Origin of the sequence: Chryseobacterium sp. SC28, from assembly GCF_003932955.1 — a bacterium.
In the GTDB taxonomy this organism is placed as follows: Bacteria; Bacteroidota; Bacteroidia; order Flavobacteriales; family Weeksellaceae; genus Epilithonimonas.
In genome coordinates this window covers 35,295-57,591 of the sequence record NZ_QOVY01000012.1, presented here as the reverse complement: position 1 = coordinate 57,591, position 22,297 = coordinate 35,295, and the positions used below count along the sequence as shown (strand labels likewise).

The window sequence follows — 22,297 nt, the reverse complement described above, 5'->3', positions numbered from 1 at the left end:
CACTAATTAATTATAAAGTACCGTAAAATTAGGCTTTTTATTTAGATTACAAAAAGTTAAAATAGTTAAAAAAACAGTTTAGAAAAATATGGCAAAATTAACCGCAAGAGCAGAGGATTATAGTAAGTGGTACAACGAATTGGTTGTGAAAGCAGATCTGGCAGAAAATTCCAGTGTCAGAGGGTGTATGGTTATCAAACCGTATGGCTACGCCATTTGGGAAAAAATGCGAGACGAAATGGACAAAAAGTTCAAAGAAACCGGACACCAAAATGCTTATTTCCCGCTATTTGTTCCCAAAAGTATGTTCGAAGCGGAAGAGAAAAACGCTGAAGGCTTTGCTAAAGAATGTGCCATTGTGACACATTATCGATTGAAAACCGATCCCGAAAAGCCCGGCAAACTGATTGTAGATCCAGATGCAAAACTGGAAGAAGAATTAGTAGTGCGGCCCACCTCGGAAGCCATCATCTGGAGCACTTATAAAAACTGGATCCAGTCTTACAGAGATCTCCCCATCTTAATTAACCAGTGGGCCAATGTAGTACGCTGGGAAATGAGAACCCGATTGTTCCTAAGAACAGCAGAATTCCTTTGGCAGGAAGGTCACACCGCCCACGCAACCAGAGAAGAAGCCGTTGAAGAAGCCGAAAGAATGCTGGAGGTCTATGCCACATTTGCAGAAGAATTTATGGCAATGCCGGTTTTCCGAGGGATAAAATCACCTTCCGAAAGATTTGCCGGAGCTGAAGAGACTTATTGTATTGAAGCTTTGATGCAGGATGGGAAAGCACTCCAGGCAGGGACATCACACTTTCTTGGTCAAAGTTTTCCGAAGGCTTTTGATGTCAAATTTACCAATAAAGAGGGAAAATTGGAATATCCATGGGCATCGTCGTGGGGGACGTCCACCAGATTGATGGGCGCGCTTATCATGACACATTCTGACGACCTCGGACTGGTTTTGCCCCCAAGTTTGGCTCCGATTCAGGTCGTGATTGTCCCGATTTTCAAAGGCGAAGATCAGTTGGCAGCCATAAGTGAAATGGCCTCGGAAATTCAGAATAGGTTAAGAGCAAAAGGGATTTCGGTGAAATATGATGACGACACGCAGAACAAACCCGGCTGGAAGTTTGCGGAATACGAGTTGAAAGGTGTTCCTTTGCGACTGGCCATCGGACAGAGAGATCTTGAAAACAAGACGGTAGAATTGGCAAGAAGAGATAATTTGACAAAAGAAACCGTCCCCGTGGGAGGCCTCGATGTTTATATCGAAGAATTACTTAAAATTATTCAAAAAGATATGTACAACAAAGCCCTGAAATTCAAAGAAGAACATATCACAAAAGTTGATTCCTACGAAGAGTTCAAAACTGTGTTGGCAGAAAAAGGTGGTTTCATCCTGGCACATTGGGACGGAACTGCAGAAGAGGAAGAGCAAATAAAACAGGAAACAAAAGCTACAATAAGATGTATCCCTCTGAATAACAAGCAAGAAGCAGGTGTTTCTCTGATCTCCGGCAAAGCTTCCGCGCAGAGGGTTGTATTCGCAAAGGCTTATTGATTTTCTCGGGATTACTCAGGCATGTAGCAGTAGTGTGGAGGTTCATTGTAATTTGAAGATAAGAACTAATTAAAATCCTATAAAAATTTTTAATTGTGGATTAATATTTGGTACAGTTCATTACATCAAACAATAAATAAAATAAGCTAATTATGGCAACTAATATTACGAACCTCGTCAAAGACCGGTTGGGATCTTCAGCGGTTTCTCAAGCTGCAATTCAGTTGGGAGAGAGTGAATCCGGTGTTTCCAAAGCCATTGCGGCGTTTATTCCCATAGTCGTTGGTGCTTTTACACATTGCAATACGCCTTCGGAACTTTTCGCTACGGTAAAAGAAACCCAATTTTCTCAACCTTTATCCGAACTGCTGGAAAAGCTCAACGACAGCGATTCTGCAAACTCTAAAATGTTGAGTTTACTTTTCGGAGAGGGAGACTTGCTTGCTGCGATTACGACCGAAGTTTCCGCTTATGCAGGTGTAAAAGCGGAGTCTGCAAAATCGCTCCTTAGTCTTGTGACAGAAGCTACGGCCGAGACCATTAATAAATATTTGGCAGACCACCATCTGGAACTTTCCTCATTTAGCAACTTCTTAAATGATCAAAAAGGATTTTTAGCGTCGTCTCTCCCGCCGGGATTTAGTTTCGCGTCCTTAGGCTTGGGAAATTGGTTGGGATCTTCAGAAGTAGAAACTGCCAATGTGGTTCCCGAACCTTTGCAGACACCGCTTGGAAATATTAATCCGACAACGGAAAATCCCGTAAAAACAGAAAATCCAGAGATTACTGAGGCTGAGAAACCGGTAATTGAGGTCACCAGAAGCGGAACGACGCACGATATTGTACCCGAAAAGAGTGGTAGCACAGGAAATATTTGGAAATGGTTATTGCCGCTGCTTTTGCTGTTGATTTTAGGATGGTTTTTCTGGAAACAGTGCGATACAGGAACGACGGTTTCTATAAAGGAAAATTCTGCTGAAGTGTCGAATTTTTCACAAGGATGAATTCGAGGGTGGGAGTAATATTACAACTTACGATCGCCGCTAAACCGTGTTTATATCAAACTGCTGAATTAATCGGCAGTTTTTTTATACATAGCTTGTGAGTTTAGTATAGTATTTGTACTTTTGTTAGTCTAATCTAACAATTAAAATTAACAATTAAAATATTGACTCAATTCAATCATAACAAAGGATGGCGGAAAGAGAAGAGTTCCAATTCTCTTAATGAGGTTTTTGCAAGCATCCATATTCCGAAAGATGGGAACTTCAATAAAAAATTATTGGCCTATCTGGGACCCGGCTTGCTGGTGGCCGTTGGATATATGGATCCGGGCAATTGGGCAACCGATATTGCCGGCGGGGCACAGTTTGGCTACGCGCTGCTTTCGGTTGTTTTGCTCTCAAATATTTTTGCCATTATTTTGCAACATCTTTCTGTGAAATTAGGTGTAGTTGCGGAGCGTGATTTGGCACAGGCTTGCAAAGATCATTTTCATCCTGTGGTCAACTTTATACTTTGGATATTCTGCGAAATAGCCATCGCCGCCTGCGATCTGGCAGAAGTCATTGGCTCTGCCATTGCATTAAATCTGTTATTCGGGATTCCGCTGAGCATCGGCGTGGTCATCACAATTATTGATGTTTTTATTATTTTATTCTTACAGTCCAGAGGATTTCGCTATATAGAAAGCATCGTTGGTGGATTGATTTTTGTCATTTTCATGGCATTTTTTTATGAGATTCTCCTTAGCCGTCCCGATATATTTCCCTTATTAGAAGGATTGATCCCCCATAAAGAAATCATTACCAACCCCTCGATGTTGTACATTGCAGTCGGCATTTTGGGAGCCACGGTGATGCCTCATAATCTTTATCTTCATAGCAGCATCGTGCAAACCAGAAATTATCCGCGAACAATCGAGGGTAAAAAGGAAGCGCTGAAGTTTGCCAGCATAGACAGCAGTTTATCTTTGATGTTGGCTTTTCTCATCAATGCTTCGATTCTCATTATTGCTGCGGCAACTTTTCACACCACGGGATACAAAGACGTAGCCGATATCAATGACGCCTATAAACTTCTGACACCACTTTTAGGAACCACTCTGGCCAGCATCTTTTTCGGAATTGCGTTGCTCGCTGCGGGGCAGAATTCTACGTTGACAGGCACACTTGCCGGTCAAATTGTGATGGAAGGTTTCCTTGATATCAAATTAAAACCTTGGATCCGCCGATTGATCACCAGAACGATTGCCATCATTCCTGCATTGATCATTTCCATCATGTATGGTGAAAGAGGAACGGCAGATTTATTGGTCTTTAGTCAAGTTATTCTTTCGATGCAGCTAAGCTTTGCGGTAGTTCCCCTGGTAATGTTTACCAACAGCAAATCCAAAATGGGAGAGTTTGCCAACAAAATGTGGCTCAAGATTTTGGCCATCTTTATCAGCATTATCATCATTAGCCTGAATCTGTACCTACTGAAAGAAACGTTTTTTTGATTCAGGCAAAATTATCCCAACTTCTTAGAATCTGCTACGAACTGAGCCAATCCCGAGTCCGTAAGTGGATGATTGAGCAAATTGAGAATCGAAGGCAAAGGAGAAGTGATGACATCTGCTCCCATCTTCGCGCAGTTGACGATATGCATCGGACTTCTGATGGAAGCTGCCAGAATCTGGGTCTCGAAGTGATAGTTGTCGAAAATCAAGCGGATTTCGTCGATGAGATGAAGGCCGTCAGCAGAAATATCATCCAGTCTTCCCAAGAATGGCGAAACGTACGTGGCTCCCGCCTTCGCGGCCAAAAGGGCTTGTCCTGCGGAGAAAATAAGCGTGCAATTGGTTTTGATTCCTTTATCGGAAAAGTATTTTAATGCTCTCAGGCCATCTTTGATCATGGGGATTTTCACCACGATTCTCTCGTGCAACGCGGCCAGCTCGTCGCCTTCTTTGATCATTTCTTCGTAAGTCGTAGAAAGCACTTCTGCCGAAACAGCGCCGTCCGATATGGCGCAGATGTCTACATAATGCTTGTTGATAGCGGCTTTTCCGGAGATGCCTTCTTTTGCCATCAAGGAAGGATTGGTAGTGACGCCATCCAAGATTCCAAGATCTTGTGCTTCTCGGATCTGTGCAAGGTTGGCGGTATCGATGAAAAATTTCATGGGTTATGATTTGTTAATAAGATTCTTCGCAAATATACATTTTTAGTTCGCTTCGCAAAAAGGGCAAAAAAAAGAAGCCGGTTGGCTTCCTTTTGCTTATTTCATCGCGGTTTCTTTTGCTTTGAATTCGTTGTATTTTGCCGTGTTTTGGGTTGTCATATACATTCCTTTCAGGAGCGTTACAACTTCTTTGTTGTTGGGATCCTGCTGATACAATTGTTCAGCGTATGGCAGGGCTTTTTGGAATCTTGCCCTTCGGAGTTCCAGCACTTTGTTTGCCTCGTCTATTTTTCCTGCTTTTCTCAGAGTTCTATACTCTTCGATAGTTTTGCTGTCGTCTTCTCCAATGATGGTAAATATCAAATTGTTAAGAGCATTTGGATATTTCGGATCTAGTTCTACCAGCTTTTTGTAAATCGCTTCGGCTTCTGCCTGTTTCGAAGGATCTTTGCTAAGCATCACACCCAGATTATAGAGACTTTCTTTATCATTCGGATTCTTGGCGATTTTTGCTCTCAAGTTATTGACAAACTCGTCTGTTTTGCCGGCTTTGAAATAAGAATTGCTTTGCACTTGGGAAAGTGCTTGATTATTAGGAAATTTTTTCAGACCTTCATCTGCCAGAGCTGCTGCTTCGTCATATTTCTTTTGTTCAAATAATAGAGACGCGGTGACTTCGTACAGTTCCTCTTGTTTGCTCGGCGTTTGTTCTGTTTTGAAATCGGTATAGCCGGCACCGCCCGGGGCTTTTTTGTACAGATCGAAAGCGGCTTTGTCCAATTTTTCTACATTACCGGTTTTTGTATTTTTAGCGGTATAGTTGGTTTCAATGCCTGTATAGCCGGCTTTGATCAAGGAAGTGAGGATTTCTATCGCTTTATCCTTGCTGTTTGGAGATTGTGCGTAGGCAATTCCGGCATAGTAAAGATAAGTTTTGTCGTCTTGGCCTCCGGCTTTGAAAAGATAATAGGTTTCAGCGAACTTGTCGCCCGCCAAATCGTAATTTTTGCTATTGTAGCTGCTCGTGGCCGCTTCATTGGCTTTTTTAAGAAGCGGATCTACTGATGCTCTCACCTTGTCACCCATTACAGGCACATATTTATCTTGTTTCAGGTTTAGGCCGGCTCCCATTTTGTCTGCTGCTTCTTTGCCGACAAAATACACTTTATTCTTTTGAGCATCCCGCCCTGTATAGATCGGCTCCGATCCCAAAGATGTAATCTTGGCCAGATAGGCCGCGCCGTCGACATTTTTTCCGGCTTTTAGCAACGCCATTCCTTTAGCATAATAATACTGCTCCAATACCGATGGTTCTAACAGGTAGGTTTTGTCTCCGAAAATAGCTTCCGCCTTTGATATTTCTGAATTGGCAGTGGCAAGGTCTCCTGAGTCAACTGCTTTTACGGCGTTTGCGATTTCCTTTTTCTGTCCGCTAATTAATACGGCAGCTAATACTGCGAAACTTAAAATTATTCTTTTCATTATGATGATTTTTTGTAAGATATTATTGCATGAGATGTGCTCTTTATTTAAATTTACTTTTTAGAGATCCTCGGTTTCTTCTCCGGCGCTTTCAGGAGAATCGTCACCATCTTCAGATTTTTCATCTTCGTCGGAAGTTGCGGTACTTTTGTTTTCCGGCTTTGGAGGCTTGGTTTTGAACTCCGGATTATTGCTGTCATTTTCTGCCGCCTCATTTTCATCTTCTTCGGCTACTTCTTTGTCCATTTCCACTTTTGCAATCGCCGCAATTTCATCATTTCCTTTCAAATTGATTACTTTCACGCCCTGTGTATTTCTGCCCATCACCCGCATTTCGTTCATATTCATGCGGATCGCCACGCCCGATTTGTTGATAATCATAAGTCCATCCTCGTCTGTCACGTTCTGGATAGCAATCAGATTTCCCGTTTTCTCGGTGATATTAAGGGTGATCACACCTTTTCCGCCGCGATTGGTCACCCGATAGTCTTGTACTGCAGTTCTTTTTCCATAACCTTTTTCGGAAATGACGAGTACCGTATCATTTTCCAAATCATTTACAACGATCATACCAACCACTTCGTCATCATCATCCAGGGAGATGCCGCGTACCCCAATAGATCCTCTGCCCACGGCTCTTGCTTTTTCCTCCGGGAAACGGATGCATTTTCCATTTTTGGTCGCTATCATAATTTCGGAATTTCCGTCTGTCAATTTGGCGCCGAGTAGTTGGTCATTATCTCGGATTTCGATGGCATTGACTCCATTGGTTCTGGGTCTGGAGTAGGCTTCCAAAGACGTTTTCTTGATGGTTCCGTTTTTCGTAATCATCACGACGTACATCTGCCTGATATATTCCTGATTCTTCAGATCTTTGGTTCGGATGTATGCTTTGATTTTATCGTCCTGTTCTATATTTATTAAGTTCTGGATTGCTCTTCCTTTCGCAGTTTTGGAACCTTCTGGAACTTCGAAAACTCTCAGCCAGAAGCATTTTCCTTTTTCTGTGAAGAATAGCAGATACTCGTGGTTGGTGGCTGTCACGATATATTCTAGGAAGTCTTCGTCTCTGGTGGTTGCTGCTCTATTTCCGACGCCGCCTCTGGACTGTACTTTGTATTCGGAAAGTGGTGTTCTTTTGATGTAGCCGGCGTGGGAGATGGTCAAAACTACTTTTTCATCTGGGATCATATCTTCTATCGAGAATTCTCCTCCGGTGTAATCTATTTCCGAACGCCTTTCGTCGCCATATTTTTCTTTGATTTCCTGAAGTTCGGTTTTGATGATTTCATAACGTCTCGGTTCATTGGTCAAAATATCTTCCAAATCTTTTATTAAGGACATGATTTCTTCATACTCCGCACGGATTTTGTCCAGCTCCATTCCCGTTAGTCGGGCCAAACGAAGATCCAGAATGGCCTGGGCTTGGATCTCGGATAGTTCAAATTCTGCAATCAAACCTTCTTTCGCAGCCTGCGGATTCACGCTGTGGCGGATGATCGCGATTGCCCGATCCAGAGATTCCTGCGTACCGATGACTTTCATGAAACCTTCCAAAATATGTGCTCTTTCCTGTGCTTTTTTTAGCTCATATTTAGTTCTTCTTACCACCACTTCGTGCCGGTGATCTACAAAATGGATCATCAGATCTTTGATGTTCAGTTGCAAAGGTCTTCCGTGGACTAATGCAATGTTGTTGACTGAGAATGAAGTCTGTAGCGAAGTGTATTTGTACAAAAGGTTTAATACAACATTTGGGATCGCATCGTTTTTCAGTTCATACACCACGCGCAATCCGTTTCTATCAGATTCATCTCGGATTTCGTAGATCCCGGGTATTTTATCTTCTTTTACAAGGTCGGCTGTGCGGGCAATCATTTCCGCTTTATTGACCTGATAAGGCACTTCGGTCACGATGATTGCAGTCCGATTTCCAATCTCCTCGAAATTTATTTTAGCCCGCAAGACGATACGCCCTCTTCCCGTGTGGAATGCATCACGAACACCGTCGTAACCATAGATGATGCCGCCCGTTGGGAAATCGGGTGCGATAATGTGCTTCATCAGCTCATCGATGGTGATTTCTTTATTATCAATATAAGCGCAGATGGCATCGATGCTTTCGGACAAGTTGTGAGGCGCCATGTTCGTGGCCATTCCCACAGCAATTCCCGAAGCACCGTTTACCAAAAGATTGGGAATGCGTGTGGGGAGAACGGTTGGTTCCGTCAAACTGTCGTCGAAGTTATTTTGAAAATCAACGGTATCTTTATCGAGATCGGCTAAAATCTCGTCCGATATTTTTTTAAGGCGAGCTTCGGTATATCGCATGGCTGCCGGCGGATCGCCGTCCATAGAACCGAAGTTTCCCTGGCCGTCAACCTGCTCGTAGCGCAAACTCCAGGGCTGCGCCATCCGCACCATTGCATCATACACAGAACTGTCGCCGTGCGGGTGATATTTACCCAGAACATCTCCCACAATTCTCGCAGATTTCAAATGTTTTCGGTTTGAAAAAACGTTGAGACCATACATCCCATACAGCACTCTTCTGTGGACGGGTTTCAGGCCGTCTCTTACATCCGGCAAAGCGCGTGATACGATTACTGACATCGAGTAGTCGATGTATGAGGTTCTCATCTCGTCAACAATGTTGATCGGTATTAATCTTTCTCCTTCCTTATGCATATATATTTTTTAATGTGTTGTCTGTCAGAATATTAAAAATCATTCTGAAGCCTCTGGTTTTTCTTTTTTTATAACGGGCTAATTTACAAAAAAAAACCGATTTTTGTAGTGGAATTTATCAACATTCATCATAAAAAATTCTCGCCAATGAGCATCCTCAGTATCACTTTTCATACCGTCGAAAATAAAATTGAAGAATGGGACATCTATCTGGAAAATGATCTGCACCAGATGGTGGAAAATCTGTTGGATGTAGAGCAGTACGTTCTTTCCGAAGTCCAGTCCGAGCTGATAGACGAGGGCAAGAATACCAATCTGTTTTTGGTTTTTGACAATGATGAGCGGCGCGACCGGTTTATGCAAACCGAAATGCCGAACTTGCAGGAAAGAATCCTTGCGAAGTTTGGCGAGCAAGTCATCATCTTTCCCACCTTTCTCGATCCGAAAAGGAAACGGTTGTAACAAGGCTGAATTTTCGGCTTTCCAAGATTTGCAGTGCTCTGGAAAATTTTTTTTGGTCAGCATTTTATAGAAGACTCTTATTTATCGGAATAATTTTTGGAGTTACAGCGCAACGCTTTTATTTATAAAATTATGTTCGATAAACAACAAAGAAAAATTAAACGTTCCGCCCGGCTAATTTCTGTTTTCAGCAAGTATGGATTCAAAGATTTACTTGCCAGAATGGGCAAAAAACCGGAAGAAAGTGTGCCACCATCTGACGAAATTGTGTCCAAAGGAACCGTTTACGAACGTATCCGATTGGCTTTGGAAGAGCTGGGACCCACCTTTGTGAAACTGGGGCAGAGCTTCAGCAATCGGGACGATCTGTTGCCACCGGAGTTGATTCAGGAATTGCAAAAACTTCAGGATCGGGTAGAAGTGGTCGATATGAACGTGGAGGAAATTCTCGAAAACCAATTTGATATTTCGGTCAAGCAATACTTTTCGCAAATTATAGTGCCACCGTTGGCCACCGCTTCTATCGCGCAGGTTTACAGAGCCACCTTAGTGACGGGGGAAGAGGTCATTCTCAAAATCAAAAAACCCAATGTCCAAAGTATTATAGAAGACGATTTACTTTTAATAAAGGATTTGGTGCGGCTTATTTCTACCTATTCCGACTTCGGATCCAAACTTAATTTGAAGCAAGCCATAGCGACGTTTGAGAAATCTTTGCTGGAGGAGGTTTCTTTGGTGAATGAAAGAAATAATATCAAGCAATTTGCCTTAAATTTCAAAAACAATAATGAAACCTATGTTCCGATTGTTTACGACGAATTTTCCAACAATAATGTGCTCTGTATGGAATTTATTGACGGGATCAAGGTGACGGACAAAGCGGAGCTTATAAATCACCATATCGATCCTGCGAGGATTTCGGAAGTGGGTCTGCGGCTTTTCGTTTCGCAGATTTTGGATTATGGTTTTTTCCACGCCGATCCTCACGCCGGAAACATCATTGTAAAAAAAGATAGCAGGGTAGTTTTCATCGACTTCGGCGCCGTCGGGAAGATTCAGCCGAATGACAAAGAAATTATTGAGAGCATGATCCTCGCATTCGTTGCCAAAAACGCTCACAAAATCGTCCGAAATTTGAAGAAAATAGCCGTCAGCTACGAGATACCCGATGAAAGGAGGTTTGAAAACGATGTGGAGGAAGTTCTCAATTTCGTTCACAGCAATTCGCTACGAGATATTGATACGCAGGTGATCATCAATAAAATGAAAGATGTTTTGAAAGACAATCATCTCTATATGCCAGATTATTTTTATCTGCTTTTCAAAGGTATCAGTCTCATAGAAGGCGTTGGCCGAAACATTAATCCGGATCTTGATGTGGTAAAAAGCCTGCATCCATACACCAAGAAAATTCTGTCTGAAAAAATTAATCCAAGAAAATTCCTGAAAGGCGGCATGGAAAAATTCATGACTTTTGCCGATAATGTGGACGAGATACCCAAAGAACTTCGATCCGTTTTGCAAAAATTAGATGATAACAAATTTACCATTTCGAGCGAGATAAAGAATATTGAAAAGACCAACAATCTCATCAAATCCGGCGTCGTGAATTTAATTTTAGCTCTTATTTTAGCTTCAAATATTATTGCTACGGCCATCGTTTTGGTTTCAGAATCGGGACCGAGCCTCGTCGGCATCCCTTTGGCGGCAATATTGGGCTTTTTGTTCTCGGTATTGCTCCTTGTTATTATTTTTTTACGGATTTCGAGGAAATAAAATGATCGCGACCGTTCTTAATTACTTGTTTTGAGTCATTAATTATATGCAAATAATCCTTAAATTTGCACCAAATTTTTTAGACGAAACATATTAATTAACGCATTCAATACGGAGTGCAACACAAAACATTTTATGAGTATACCTCAAGCAATTACAGAAACGGTCACTCTTGCAGATGGCAGAGAGATCACAATCGAAACAGGAAAATTGGCCAAGCAGGCTGATGGTGCTGTAGTCGTGAAGATGGGCGGAACCATGCTTTTAGCAACAGTGGTCGCCAGCAAAGAAGCAAAAGAGGGTGTAGATTTCTTGCCATTGACAGTAGATTACCGAGAAAAATTCTACGCAGGCGGAAAGATTCCCGGAAACTTTTTCAGAAGAGAGGCCAGACCTTCGGATCAGGAAATCCTCACGATGCGTTTGGTCGACAGGGTTTTGAGACCCTTATTTCCCGAAGATTTCCACGCAGAAGTGCAAGTCATGATTTCATTGATTTCCTACGACGGCAAGTCCATCCCCGATGATTTGGCGGGCTTCGCAGCATCTGCAGCCATAGCCATTACCGATATACCTTTCAACGGACCCATGTCCGAAGTGAGAGTCGTACGAATCGACGGAAAACTGTCTGTAAACCCCAATCGCGAAGATCTTAAAATAGCTGACCTGGATATTATGGTGGGTGCTACGAAAGATTCTATCGTAATGGTAGAAGGCGAAATGAAGGAAATCTCCGAAGCAGAGATGCTGGAAGCCATCCAATACGCACACGCCGAAATCCAAAAACAAATAGAAGCTCAGGAAAGATTGGCCGAAAAAGTAGGCAAATCTTACCCAAAAAGAGAATACAGCCACGAGGTTCACGATGAAGCCATACGCGAAAAAGTCTGGAAAGAAACCTACGACAAAGTTTATGAAGTCGCCAAATCGCCTTCGGGAAAAGAAGAACGCAGCGAGAAATTCCGAGCTGTTTTGGACGAGTTTTTAGCGCAGTATGTGGAGCATCCTGAAGAATTAGAAAGAGTAACGCCTTTCGCGAAAATGTATTACCACGATGTGGAGAAAGAAGCGATGCGACAAATGATTTTGAACGACAAAATCCGCCTCGATGGTCGCGATCCGCAAACCATCCGCCCCATCTGGAGCGAAGTAGATTATCTGCCCGGCGCACACGGTTCCGCAATCTTCACCCGCGGAGAAACCCAGTCTTTAACGGCCGTGACCTTAGGCTCCATTCGCGATGCAAATATGGTAGACAACGTGATGATCAACTATGACGAGAGATTCTTCCTTCATTACAACTTCCCGCCATTCTCCACCGGCGAGGCTCGGCCTTTGCGAGGCACTTCCCGAAGAGAAGTTGGTCACGGAAACCTGGCTCAGCGAGCTTTGGTCAATATGATCCCGGAAGAAAATCCTTACACCATCCGGATCGTTTCCGATATTTTAGAATCCAACGGTTCTTCTTCTATGGCAACTGTTTGCGCAGGAACCTTAGCTTTGATGGACGCCGGTGTCCCAATCAAAAAACCGGTTTCGGGAATTGCGATGGGATTGGTAACCGATGTAAAATCGGGGAAGTTCACAATTCTTTCCGACATTTTGGGAGACGAAGATCACTTGGGCGATATGGACTTTAAGGTAACAGGAACTGCCGACGGCATCACCGCTTGCCAAATGGATATCAAAATTCAAGGATTGTCGATGGATATTATGGAAAAGGCACTTTTGCAAGCAAAGGAGGGAAGGTTGCACATTCTCGATAAACTCAAAGAAACCATCGCAGCACCAAGAGAAGACGTGAAACCACACGCTCCGAAAATGGTAATGCTGGAAATTCCGAAAGATTTCATCGGCGCCGTCATCGGACCGGGCGGAAAAATCATTCAGCAAATGCAGAAAGACACAGACACTGTCATCGCCATCGAAGAAGTGGGCGAAATCGGAAGAATCGAAATTTCCGGTCTCAGCAGAGAGAAAATCAACGAGGCAATTGCCAAAATCAATGAAATCACTTTTGTTCCTGTAGTAGGCGAAGTTTATCAGGGTAAAGTTGTGAAGGTAATGGACTTCGGTGCTTTCGTAGCGATTGCGAAGGGAACTGAAGGCCTTCTTCATATCTCAGAAATCGAATGGGCGCGTCTGGACAAAGTGCCGTACAAAGAAGGTGATGAAGTGGAGGTAAAATTTATGGGCTATGACGATCGCAAGAAAATGAAACTTTCCCGAAAGGTCCTTTTGCCACGACCGCCACGACCGGAGCAAAAACCGAGATCAGAACGAGCGGTGAACCCGGAAGGAAGAGATCAACCCGGCGAGCACAAACCTCTGAACGAAGTTTAAGAAAATATTATTAATCATAGCAAATCCCTCGATTTTTCGGGGGATTTTCTTATAAAGGAACTTCTATGTTCAGTAAAAGGATCTAATATTGAGAAATTTTTTGCTTGTCTATCCAAACTATATAAAGAGACCATTGGATTTATTTTGGTAAAACAACAAATAAAAATTTATTTTACGATTTTCATCTCATTCAGCAGCCATTTTGCATCGGCATATTTATCAATCACGAAGAGGATATATTTGGTGTCCACCATAATATTTCGGCATAATTTCGGGTCATAATTGATGTCGCTCATCGTGCCTTCCCACTGCCTGTCGAAGTTTAGCCCAATCAGGTTTCCGTATGCATCCAAAGCAGGACTTCCGGAGTTGCCGCCCGTGGTGTGGTTGGTTGCCGTGAAGTTGACAGGAACATCGCCGCTTTTATCTTTGTAAATGCCGAAATCTTTGGTGTTGTATAGCGTGATTAATTTTTTGGGCAAATCAAATTCATAATCTCCGGGAACGTATTTTTCCATCACCCCCGAAAGATGCGTTTGATAGCCGTAGGTCACCGCATCTCTCGGCTCCGAACCTTTCACTTGGCCATAGGTTACGCGAAGGGTAGAGTTGGCATCCGGAAAGAATTTCCTCTCCTTATCCGTTTCCATTTGCTGCGCCATAAATTTCTTTTGCAAAGCATCGATATCCGCCTGCAGAGCTGTTACTTTGTCGTCTGTAGTAGCTAAATATGAGTTTTTGAAAGTTGTAAACATCTCTACAAACGGATCTTTTTTCAGATTTTCTATCAAAGCTTTTTGATCCGAAAATAATTTATTGAGATCAGCGGCTTTGGTTCCGTTCATATTTCCTCTTCCGGTGATCAAAGACATTTTGGAGATGGTTTCAAACATTGCTAAATTTTTATTCACATCTTTCAGTAATTGAAAATCTTTCGGCAGAAACTGTGTTGGAGTTTTGTTGGCATAAAGGGCAAGAATTTTCGCCGTTACTTTCGCATCCAGTTCGGCATCGTAATCTTTGTAAATTTCGGATAATCGGGTTTTCAAGGTTTCAAGATATTTTGCATCTGCTTTGCCGGCTTCGTAATTTTGGATGTAAGTACTGTAAATGTTGGCCAGCAAAAAGGTTTCAGAATTCCTTAAAATTTCTGAATAATAAGCGCGGTGAAGGTTGTAGGGCGCCTGTTCATTATATTTTTGATTCAGCTGATCGATGGTTGTTTTGATAGCCGGATTTTTCGAAATCAACATTTGTTCATATTGTTTCTTTTTCTCCACAGCGTTGGATTTTTTAAGACCTTCGACCTCGCCGATCCATTTTTTCCAATAATTGGCAACCCGCGCATATTTGGAAGCGTATTGGATTTTGGTTGCAGCGTTGGTACGCATTTTTTCGTCCAAAGTTTTCAGTGCAACATCTCGCACGGCGATCATTGCAGGATCGATCTCGGTCATTATTTTTTCGACGGCGATGGCAGGCAGATATTCCGTTGTTCTGCCGGGAAATCCGAATACGAAAGTGAAATCGTTTTCTTTCTTATCTTTTAGAGAAATCGGGAGAAAATGTTTCGGTGTGTAGGGAATATTGTCTTTGGAATATTCAGCCGGTTTGTTGTTTTTATCGGCGTAGATTCGGAACATCGAGAAGTCTCCCGTATGTCTTGGCCAAACCCAATTATCGGTGTCCGAGCCATATTTTCCAATCGCAGAAGGCGGTGCGCCCACCAAACGAATATCTTTGAAAGTCTCGATCACATAAGCATAAAACTTGTTGCCGTAATACATCGGCTTCACAGAAATCGTTTGATAAGTTTCAGTTTTTTGAGTTTTTTTATAGGTCTCGATATTCTCGTTAATTTTCTTCGTGAGATCAGGGCCTGCCAGGTTTTCTGTTCCCAGAAGGATTTGAGCCGTTACTTCTTTGATGTCTGTAACGAAATCTACTGTAACACCAGGATTTGGCAATTCGCCGCTCATATCTTTTGCCCAAAATCCGTTGGTTAGCAGATCATTTTCAACCGTAGAGTGCGCTTGGATATTGTCGTAGCCACAATGATGATTGGTCAGCAAAAGTCCTTTTGGAGAAATGACTTCTGCCGTGCAGCCACCGTCAAATTGCACTACAGCGTCTTTTATACTGGCTTTGTTTGGGTCGAAGATGTCTTTTGCAGAGATCTTCATTCCCAGATCTTTCATTTCTTTTTCATTAAGTTCCGTGGGAATCCACATTCCGCCGTACTGCTGGCCAAAAGCCATTGCTGCGAATAAAAATAAGGCTGAGATTAGAATTTTTCTTGTCATTTTGTCAATTTATCAATGTGACGAATTTAAATAAAATAATCGGAACAACTCGGGACTATTATAATTTAGAATTAGAATGATGCTACTTTCTAATATTAAATCTCTTCAAAAATGTATAGCTGATTTTTTTTGGGATGTATTCTATTCGTTATCAGCCGAAGTATTTTTGATGTAGAGCCGGTCTTCCACATATTCGATTTTGGTTTTGCCGTGTGGTTTGGGATTTCCGTCTTCATCTAATGCGACGAAAACCAATCTTTCAATCGTGATAATTTTTTGGTGCGTCATTTTGTTCCGGACTTCGCAGCGTAATGTGAGAGATGTTCTTCCAAACTCAACCGCCTCGATTCCGATCTCTATGATATCGCCCTGCTTAGCAGAACTTACAAAGTTAATTTCCGAAATATATTTGGTAACCGTTCTGGAATTTTCTAACTGAATAATCGCATAAAGCGCAGCTTCCTCGTCAATCCATTGCAACAGCCTTCCTCCGAAAAGCGAATGGTTGGGATTGAGGTCTTCCGGTTTGATCCATTTTCTGGTGTGGTAATTCATCGTCGTTATTTGAGGTTTTAATAGAATACAAAGGTAAATATTCCCTCAGGATTTTGAGCTTAAGAAAATAGAAAATGCTTATTACTAAATTACTTTTGCATAATATCGCACCGATTTTTCCGGCAGCATTTTGATTCCCTATAATCTTAGTATTTTTGTAAAAATTTTCAGAAAATGTCTAAAGTAAAAATAGGAACTGTTCAGATGTCTTGCACCGCAGACAAGCAGCAAAACCTGAACAAAGCCATCGAAAAAATAAAGGAAGCCGCCGCAAAAGGAGCACAGATCGTATGTCTGCAGGAGCTTTTCGCTTCTTTATATTTCTGCGATGTAGAGGATTACAACAATTTCGATTTGGCAGAACCAATTCCGGGACCTTCAACAGATGCGTTGTCTGGAGTTGCAAAAGAATTGGGCGTCGTCATCATCGCTTCATTATTCGAGAAAAGAGCGCAGGGCCTTTATCACAACACTACCGCCGTCATCGATGCAGACGGAGCTTATCTTGGCAAGTACCGCAAAATGCACATTCCCGATGATCCTGCATTTTATGAAAAATTCTACTTCACGCCGGGCGATTTGGGTTATAAAGTTTTCCCTACAAAATTCGGTAAAGTTGGTGTTTTGATTTGCTGGGATCAGTGGTATCCCGAAGCATCCAGAATTACTGCTTTGATGGGTGCAGATATTTTGTTTTATCCCACAGCCATTGGTTGGGACACCACTCAGGACGACGAAACCAATCAGGATCAATACAACGCCTGGCAGACCATTCAGCGATCTCATTCGGTTGCAAATGGGCTTCCCGTAGTTTCTGTCAATAGAGTAGGCTTCGAGCAGGATGGCGCCATGAAATTTTGGGGTGGCAGTTTCGTGACCAATGCTCAGGGAAAATTATTATATCTGGCTTCTCACGATCAGGAAGAAGTGGCAGTGACAGAAGTAGATCTGGCTCAAACCGATTATATGAGAAAACACTGGCCATTTTTGAGAGACAGAAGGATTGATAGTTATTTGCCGATTACTAAACGATTTATAGATGAAGATTAACCCATACTTTTTCGATGCCTACTAATGGAACTTGATATTTACCAAAACCTTTTTGCAGACATAAAACAAAGAATACTGAGCGCCCAGCTAAAGGCTGCCTTGTCTGTGAACTCAGAAATGATTTTTTTGTATTGGCAAATTGGCAATTCTATTGCTCAAAAACAAAGTGAGAAAGGCTGGTCCTCCGGCGTGATTCCGCAATTGGCTAAAGATCTGAAAAATGAATTTCCAAATGCAAAAGGTTATTCTGAAAGAAACCTTGGTAGAATGCTGGCTTTTTATCGTGAATATCCAAACGAAGCAATTTTGCCACAGCTTGTGGCAAAATTACCGTGGGGTCATAATATTTTGCTAATTGAGAAAATAAAAGACCAAAAAATAAGATTTTGGTATGCAGAAAGATGCATCGAAAATAACTGGAGCCGAGACGTTCTGGATTTGCAAATCAAAAGCAATCTGAAGGAAAGACAAGGAAAATCCATCAACAACTTTGAAAACACTTTACCCAAACCACTTTCGGATCTGGCTAATCAAACATTGAAAGATCCTTATATCTTTGATTTTTTGACCATAGATCAGGAATTCCACGAAAAGGACATCGAAAAACAACTAACGCATCACATTACCAGATTTCTTCTAGAATTAGGAAAAGGCGTTTCTTTTGTGGGAAATCAATATCATCTCGTGGTTGCCAATCAGGGTTATTATCTGGATTTGCTTTTTTACCATATCAAACTCAAATGCTATGTCGTAATAGAACTGAAAAATACAAAATTCAAACCCGAATACACGGGAAAACTGAATTTTTATTCGTCAGCCGTCGATAGTTTGATAAAGGAAGAGTCCGAAAACCCAAGCATTGGAATTTCACTTTGCAAAGACAAAAATAATATCGAGGCCGAATTTGCTTTGAGGGACATCCATAAACCAATCGGCATCAGCGAAATCCAATTGGTGGAAAAGCTTCCGGATCATCTCCAAGTGTTCTTCCAAGCATTGAAGATATAGAAAATGAACTCAAAAACTTTGGAAATATTCAAAATGAACAATAATCACATCCCTGAAAATATAAATCTCGCGGACTACACTTTCCCAGCCGAATGGGAAGAACACGAGGCAACCTGGCTCTCGTGGCCTCATAAAGAAGAATCATGGCCGGGAAAAATCGATCGGATTTATCCTGCTTACGCCAAATTTATCGCAGAGTTGACCAAAGGAGAATTTGTCTGCATCAATGTAAAAGATCAGGAAATGCAAGCCTTCGCAATGGAACATATCGCCAAGGCCGGCGCAGATATTTCCAAGGTCGAGTTCTATTTCCACGAAACCAACGACGCCTGGTGCAGAGACCACGGCCCAGCTTTCTTAATCAATAAAAAAGGAGAAGAACCCAAGAAAATCATTATTGATTGGGGTTTCAATGCTTGGGGAGGAAAATATCCGCCATTTGAATTAGACGATGCGATTCCGACCAAAATAGCTGAAGAAAAAGGACTTCCTGTTCTGTATCCAGGAATCATTATGGAAGGTGGTTCCGTAGAGTTCAACGGCGCCGGAACGGTCTTGACTTCCAAATCTTGCCTGCTCAACGAGAACAGAAATCCGTATCTTTCACAAGAAGAAATTGAGGAATATCTAAAAAAATATTACGGACAAAAACAAGTCCTTTGGATAGATGACGGCATCGCGGGCGACGATACCGACGGACACGTGGACGATACGGCTCGTTTCGTAAATGTGGACACAGTTCTGGCAGTTATCGAAGATAATAAAGATGATGATAATTATGAAATTCTTCAAAATAATCTCCGCCAGCTAAAAGAAATGAAACTTTTGGACGGAAGACCTCTAAATATTATTGAACTTCCGATGCCAGATCCTGTTTATTGCGACGGACAAAGATTGCCGGCATCTTATGCTAATTTCTACATCGCCAACAAATCTGTGATTGTCCCCATTTACAATTGCAAAAAGGATGAGATTGCCCTCAAAATTATTCAGAAATGTTTTCCAGATCGGGAAGTGGTGGGCATAGATTCTACCGATATTATCTGGGGATTGGGCAGCTTCCATTGCCTCAGCCAGCAAGAGCCATTGGCTTGAAGTCGATTTACCAAAAAATCTGATTTTTATAAGAGATTAATCTACAGAATGAGCGAAACAAGAACCACAAACGGCATAAATACGGAGTCTTTCAAAAAATATCTCCCATCCATCTTAGCCACTGCAATCTTTATGCAGATGCTGGATTCTACGATTCTAAACACATCGTTGCCATCCATTGCCCGAGATTTGCACGAGTCGCCACTGGATATGCAGAATGCGATCATCAGCTACGTCTTGACGCTGGCTCTTTTTATGCCGGTCAGCGGATTTTTGGCAGATAAATTCGGGACGAAGAAAATTTTTATCATTGCACTGGCGATATTCTCGCTGGGATCGTTATTTTGTGCATTGTCGCAGGATTTGACGCAGTTGGTGATTTCCAGAGTGGTGCAAGGTGTGGGCGGAAGTCTGATGACGCCGGTGGGAAAATTGGCCCTCATCAAAACATTTAATAAAAATGAATTGTTGAAAGCGCTCAATTTTGCCACGATTCCCGCTCTCATTGGTCCGGTGCTGGGGCCTGTGGTCGGGGGTTATATTGTCGATTATTTGACGTGGCACTGGATTTTTCTCATCAATATTCCGATCGGGATTTTAGGGATTATTTTGAGTTTAAAATATATGCCCAATTACAAATCGCCCGTTATCGATTTCGATTTGAAGGGATTTCTCATCTTTGCGATGGCCTCTTTGCTGCTGTCGGTTTCTTTGGAATTGCTGGGGAATGCACAGAATATTACGCCGGTGCTCTTGGTTTTCGTATTGGGTTTTTTGATGCTGTATTTCTATTACCAACACGCCAAAACCGACAACAATCCTATTTTTCCGCTCAACCTTTTTCACGTACGCACGTTCCGGGTTGGGATATTGGGAAATCTTGTGACCCGGCTGGGCATCAGTTCCATTCCGCTTCTGGTTCCGCTGATGATTCAGATTGCTTACGGGCAATCTGCGCTCACATCGGGTTGGATTGTGGCGCCGATGGCTCTTACGTCTATGTTTGGTAAATCTGCCGTCATTTCTATTTTAAAAAGATTTGGTTACCGAAAAACGTTGATGTTCAATACTTTCGTAATCGGTTTGGTAATCTGTTGTTTAGCAATTCCTGGCGTCCACACTTCCATCTATTGGTTTGTTCCCGTGTTGTTGCTTCTCGGGTTTTTTAATTCGATTCAGTTTACGTCTATGAATACGATTTCCATCGCCGATTTGCGACCATATCAAAACAGCAGCGGAAACTCCTTTGTAGCCGTCAATCAGCAGTTTGCAGTCGGCTTCGGGATTTCGTTCGGCTTGATTGTTCTGAAATTATTCGAAGGCGACACTGCTTTAATTAAAAATGAGGTTCACAATGCTTTCCGCTATACATTTCTGATTATGGGTTTTCTGACTATTTTGTCGGGACTTGTTTTCCGAAGACTCGATTTCCGAGACGGCGAAAATATGAAATCGGCTTAAAAACTACAAGAATTGGGAAAATTCAAAATGGCCAAAGCCTGCATCTACATCAAAAAAAATGAAGATATTAATTTTGATATTCTAAGAAAATTGATCCATTCCAGCATTACCAAAATCAAAAATATATACGGTTAAAATGGGATTTTCAAATTTGCTTTTACCGGAAGTCCAGAGATTTATTAATGAAAATTTAAGCACCGATCTCCATCAATTATTACTGAAAAAATCTCCATTTCCAGACGTTTCCATTCAGGAAATCGTTCAGCAAATTAAAGGGAAAAAAACGGCTCAGAGAAAGTTCCCATTTCTGCTAAAAGATCAGATTGTTTTTCCGCCAAATCTCAATCTGGAACAAGCTTCTTCGCAATCGACTGCGGCGTACAAAGCTAAAAGCGTGAAAGGACAATCTTTCCTCGATTTGACTTGTGGCTTCGGCATTGACGCTTATTTTTTGTCTCAGAATTTTGAAAATGTAACACTCGTGGAGCAAAATCCCGAACTGATCCAAATCGTAGCGCATAACTGGAAAATTTTGAACAGAAAAGCAAGCTTCATCAATCAAAACCTCGAAGAATTTCTTGAAAGTCAGTTGCAGTCTCAGTTGGAAGGCAAAATTAGTTTTGATGTCGCTTATCTCGATCCGGCTCGGCGGGATGTGAATAATAAAAAGAAATTTCTACTCGAAGATCTTTCCCCCAATCTTTTTGAAATCTGGGAAAGAATCGGTTCTATTGCAGCAAAGATTATGGTCAAATTGTCGCCATTGGTTGATATTTCCTATCTGCTGGGCGCCTTGAAAAACATTACCGAAATCCAAATAATCGCGATCAGAAATGAGGTGAAAGAATTAATCTTAGTTGTTGATAATCAAGAAATTAATAATAAGCACCATACCAAAATAACTTGTGTGAATTTGGAATCCAATGAAGCCGAATTTTCTTTTAGTCATAATGACGAAAAAGATGCAAAATCAGAATACTCGGGAAGTTCGGATTTCCTTTACATTCCCAATAACTCCATCCTGAAAGCAGGCGCTTTTAATATCATTTCGCAACAATTCGGATTGAAAAAATTGCATCGAAACACACATTTTTATACATCTGAGCAAAAAATTGAAGATTTTCCGGGAAGGGTTTTATCAATCGAAAAAATACAAGCAAAGGATTTGAAAAAAGGCGAGAAGTACAATATCATTTCCAAAAATTATCCGCTGAAACCCGACGAAATCAAGAAAAAATACAAACTGAACGACGGCGGAAACCAATATTTGATTTTTACGCAAAGCATCAATGGAAAAGAGATTCTGCGAAGCACTTGAGTAAGTCGTTGATTAACACAATTTTAA

The 22,297-nt window shown here is 41.8% G+C and carries 17 protein-coding genes; 12 read left to right on the top strand and 5 right to left on the bottom strand.

Translation table 11 applies throughout. From position 1 onward, the window contains the following. The first annotated feature begins 88 nt into the window (after positions 1-88). From proS to DTW91_RS08385, 3 genes are all read left to right on the top strand, one after another. On the top strand, positions 89-1,564 hold the full coding sequence (gene proS, locus DTW91_RS08395; RefSeq protein WP_125202943.1) for a proline--tRNA ligase: 1,476 nt from the start codon (positions 89-91) through the stop codon (positions 1,562-1,564). 152 nt (positions 1,565-1,716) lie between these two features. Beyond that, positions 1,717-2,568: a DUF937 domain-containing protein gene (locus tag DTW91_RS08390; protein ID WP_125202942.1), complete on the top strand. Its 852-nt coding sequence runs from the start codon at positions 1,717-1,719 to the stop codon at positions 2,566-2,568. Positions 2,569-2,732: 164 nt separating this feature from the next. Further along, positions 2,733-4,064, top strand: a complete 1,332-nt coding sequence (locus DTW91_RS08385; RefSeq protein ID WP_125202941.1) for an Nramp family divalent metal transporter — start codon at positions 2,733-2,735, stop codon at positions 4,062-4,064. A gap of 11 nt (positions 4,065-4,075) precedes the next feature. Here the strand turns inward: DTW91_RS08385 and fsa are convergent, their stop codons facing one another. The 3 genes from fsa to gyrA form a co-directional block, all read right to left on the bottom strand. Then, on the bottom strand, positions 4,076-4,729 hold the full coding sequence (gene fsa / locus DTW91_RS08380) for a fructose-6-phosphate aldolase (RefSeq protein ID WP_125202940.1): 654 nt from the start codon (positions 4,727-4,729) through the stop codon (positions 4,076-4,078). 96 nt (positions 4,730-4,825) lie between these two features. Next, a complete protein-coding gene (locus tag DTW91_RS08375; protein ID WP_125202939.1) occupies positions 4,826-6,211 on the bottom strand; it encodes a tetratricopeptide repeat protein in 1,386 nt (461 codons plus the stop codon). Between the two features lie 60 nt (positions 6,212-6,271). Then, positions 6,272-8,899, bottom strand: coding sequence for a DNA gyrase subunit A (gene gyrA / locus DTW91_RS08370; protein ID WP_125202938.1), 2,628 nt, complete (start codon positions 8,897-8,899; stop codon positions 6,272-6,274). Between the two features lie 147 nt (positions 8,900-9,046). Here gyrA and DTW91_RS08365 point away from each other — a divergent pair, with 147 nt between their 5' ends. The 3 genes from DTW91_RS08365 (at position 9,047) to DTW91_RS08355 (ending at position 13,480) form a co-directional block, all read left to right on the top strand. After that, a complete protein-coding gene (locus tag DTW91_RS08365; protein WP_125202937.1) occupies positions 9,047-9,361 on the top strand; it encodes a DUF4286 family protein in 315 nt (104 codons plus the stop codon). A gap of 132 nt (positions 9,362-9,493) precedes the next feature. Further along, positions 9,494-11,137 (top strand): ABC1 kinase family protein, encoded by a 1,644-nt coding sequence (locus tag DTW91_RS08360; RefSeq protein ID WP_125202936.1) that lies wholly within the window; start codon positions 9,494-9,496, stop codon positions 11,135-11,137. A 135-nt stretch (positions 11,138-11,272) separates the two neighbouring features. After that, complete coding sequence (locus tag DTW91_RS08355; RefSeq protein WP_125202935.1) at positions 11,273-13,480, top strand: polyribonucleotide nucleotidyltransferase; 2,208 nt, start codon at positions 11,273-11,275, stop codon at positions 13,478-13,480. A gap of 167 nt (positions 13,481-13,647) precedes the next feature. On the opposite strand, the gene DTW91_RS08350 is transcribed toward DTW91_RS08355, so the two are convergent. Further along, on the bottom strand, positions 13,648-15,783 hold the full coding sequence (locus DTW91_RS08350) for a S46 family peptidase (RefSeq protein WP_125202934.1): 2,136 nt from the start codon (positions 15,781-15,783) through the stop codon (positions 13,648-13,650). 141 nt (positions 15,784-15,924) lie between these two features. Continuing rightward, entirely contained in the window at positions 15,925-16,338 is a 414-nt protein-coding gene (locus DTW91_RS08345) for an acyl-CoA thioesterase (protein ID WP_125202933.1), read from the bottom strand. Positions 16,339-16,512: 174 nt separating this feature from the next. Here DTW91_RS08345 and DTW91_RS08340 point away from each other — a divergent pair, with 174 nt between their 5' ends. The 6 genes from DTW91_RS08340 to DTW91_RS08320 are packed head-to-tail and all read left to right on the top strand — an operon-like array spanning position 16,513 to position 22,270. Then, entirely contained in the window at positions 16,513-17,388 is an 876-nt protein-coding gene (locus tag DTW91_RS08340; protein WP_125202932.1) for a carbon-nitrogen hydrolase, read from the top strand. Positions 17,389-17,412: 24 nt separating this feature from the next. Further along, entirely contained in the window at positions 17,413-18,396 is a 984-nt protein-coding gene (locus DTW91_RS08335) for a YhcG family protein (protein WP_228412688.1), read from the top strand. A gap of 3 nt (positions 18,397-18,399) precedes the next feature. Continuing rightward, positions 18,400-19,491, top strand: a complete 1,092-nt coding sequence (locus DTW91_RS08330) for an agmatine/peptidylarginine deiminase (protein ID WP_228412687.1) — start codon at positions 18,400-18,402, stop codon at positions 19,489-19,491. Between the two features lie 48 nt (positions 19,492-19,539). Then, positions 19,540-20,952: an MFS transporter gene (locus tag DTW91_RS08325; protein ID WP_125202930.1), complete on the top strand. Its 1,413-nt coding sequence runs from the start codon at positions 19,540-19,542 to the stop codon at positions 20,950-20,952. Positions 20,953-20,964: 12 nt separating this feature from the next. Beyond that, positions 20,965-21,087: a DUF1801 domain-containing protein gene (locus DTW91_RS12855; RefSeq protein ID WP_148096886.1), complete on the top strand. Its 123-nt coding sequence runs from the start codon at positions 20,965-20,967 to the stop codon at positions 21,085-21,087. Position 21,088: 1 nt separating this feature from the next. Then, positions 21,089-22,270: a class I SAM-dependent methyltransferase gene (locus tag DTW91_RS08320; RefSeq protein WP_125202929.1), complete on the top strand. Its 1,182-nt coding sequence runs from the start codon at positions 21,089-21,091 to the stop codon at positions 22,268-22,270. Positions 22,271-22,297 lie beyond the last annotated feature (27 nt).

Excerpts from the sequence above, each read along its gene's own strand:
- proS (WP_125202943.1), top strand. The coding sequence starts at position 89 with ATGGCAAAATTAACCGCAAGAGCAGAGGATTATAGTAAGTGGTACAAC.
- DTW91_RS08390 (WP_125202942.1), top strand. The coding sequence starts at position 1,717 with ATGGCAACTAATATTACGAACCTCGTCAAAGACCGGTTGGGATCTTCA.
- fsa (WP_125202940.1), bottom strand. The coding sequence starts at position 4,729 with ATGAAATTTTTCATCGATACCGCCAACCTTGCACAGATCCGAGAAGCA.
- DTW91_RS08375 (WP_125202939.1), bottom strand. The coding sequence starts at position 6,211 with ATGAAAAGAATAATTTTAAGTTTCGCAGTATTAGCTGCCGTATTAATT.
- gyrA (WP_125202938.1), bottom strand. The coding sequence starts at position 8,899 with ATGCATAAGGAAGGAGAAAGATTAATACCGATCAACATTGTTGACGAG.
- DTW91_RS08365 (WP_125202937.1), top strand. The coding sequence starts at position 9,047 with ATGAGCATCCTCAGTATCACTTTTCATACCGTCGAAAATAAAATTGAA.
- DTW91_RS08360 (WP_125202936.1), top strand. The coding sequence starts at position 9,494 with ATGTTCGATAAACAACAAAGAAAAATTAAACGTTCCGCCCGGCTAATT.
- DTW91_RS08355 (WP_125202935.1), top strand. The coding sequence starts at position 11,273 with ATGAGTATACCTCAAGCAATTACAGAAACGGTCACTCTTGCAGATGGC.
- DTW91_RS08350 (WP_125202934.1), bottom strand. The coding sequence starts at position 15,783 with ATGACAAGAAAAATTCTAATCTCAGCCTTATTTTTATTCGCAGCAATG.
- DTW91_RS08345 (WP_125202933.1), bottom strand. The coding sequence starts at position 16,338 with ATGAATTACCACACCAGAAAATGGATCAAACCGGAAGACCTCAATCCC.
- DTW91_RS08340 (WP_125202932.1), top strand. The coding sequence starts at position 16,513 with ATGTCTAAAGTAAAAATAGGAACTGTTCAGATGTCTTGCACCGCAGAC.
- DTW91_RS08335 (WP_228412688.1), top strand. The coding sequence starts at position 17,413 with ATGGAACTTGATATTTACCAAAACCTTTTTGCAGACATAAAACAAAGA.
- DTW91_RS08330 (WP_228412687.1), top strand. The coding sequence starts at position 18,400 with ATGAACTCAAAAACTTTGGAAATATTCAAAATGAACAATAATCACATC.
- DTW91_RS08325 (WP_125202930.1), top strand. The coding sequence starts at position 19,540 with ATGAGCGAAACAAGAACCACAAACGGCATAAATACGGAGTCTTTCAAA.
- DTW91_RS08320 (WP_125202929.1), top strand. The coding sequence starts at position 21,089 with ATGGGATTTTCAAATTTGCTTTTACCGGAAGTCCAGAGATTTATTAAT.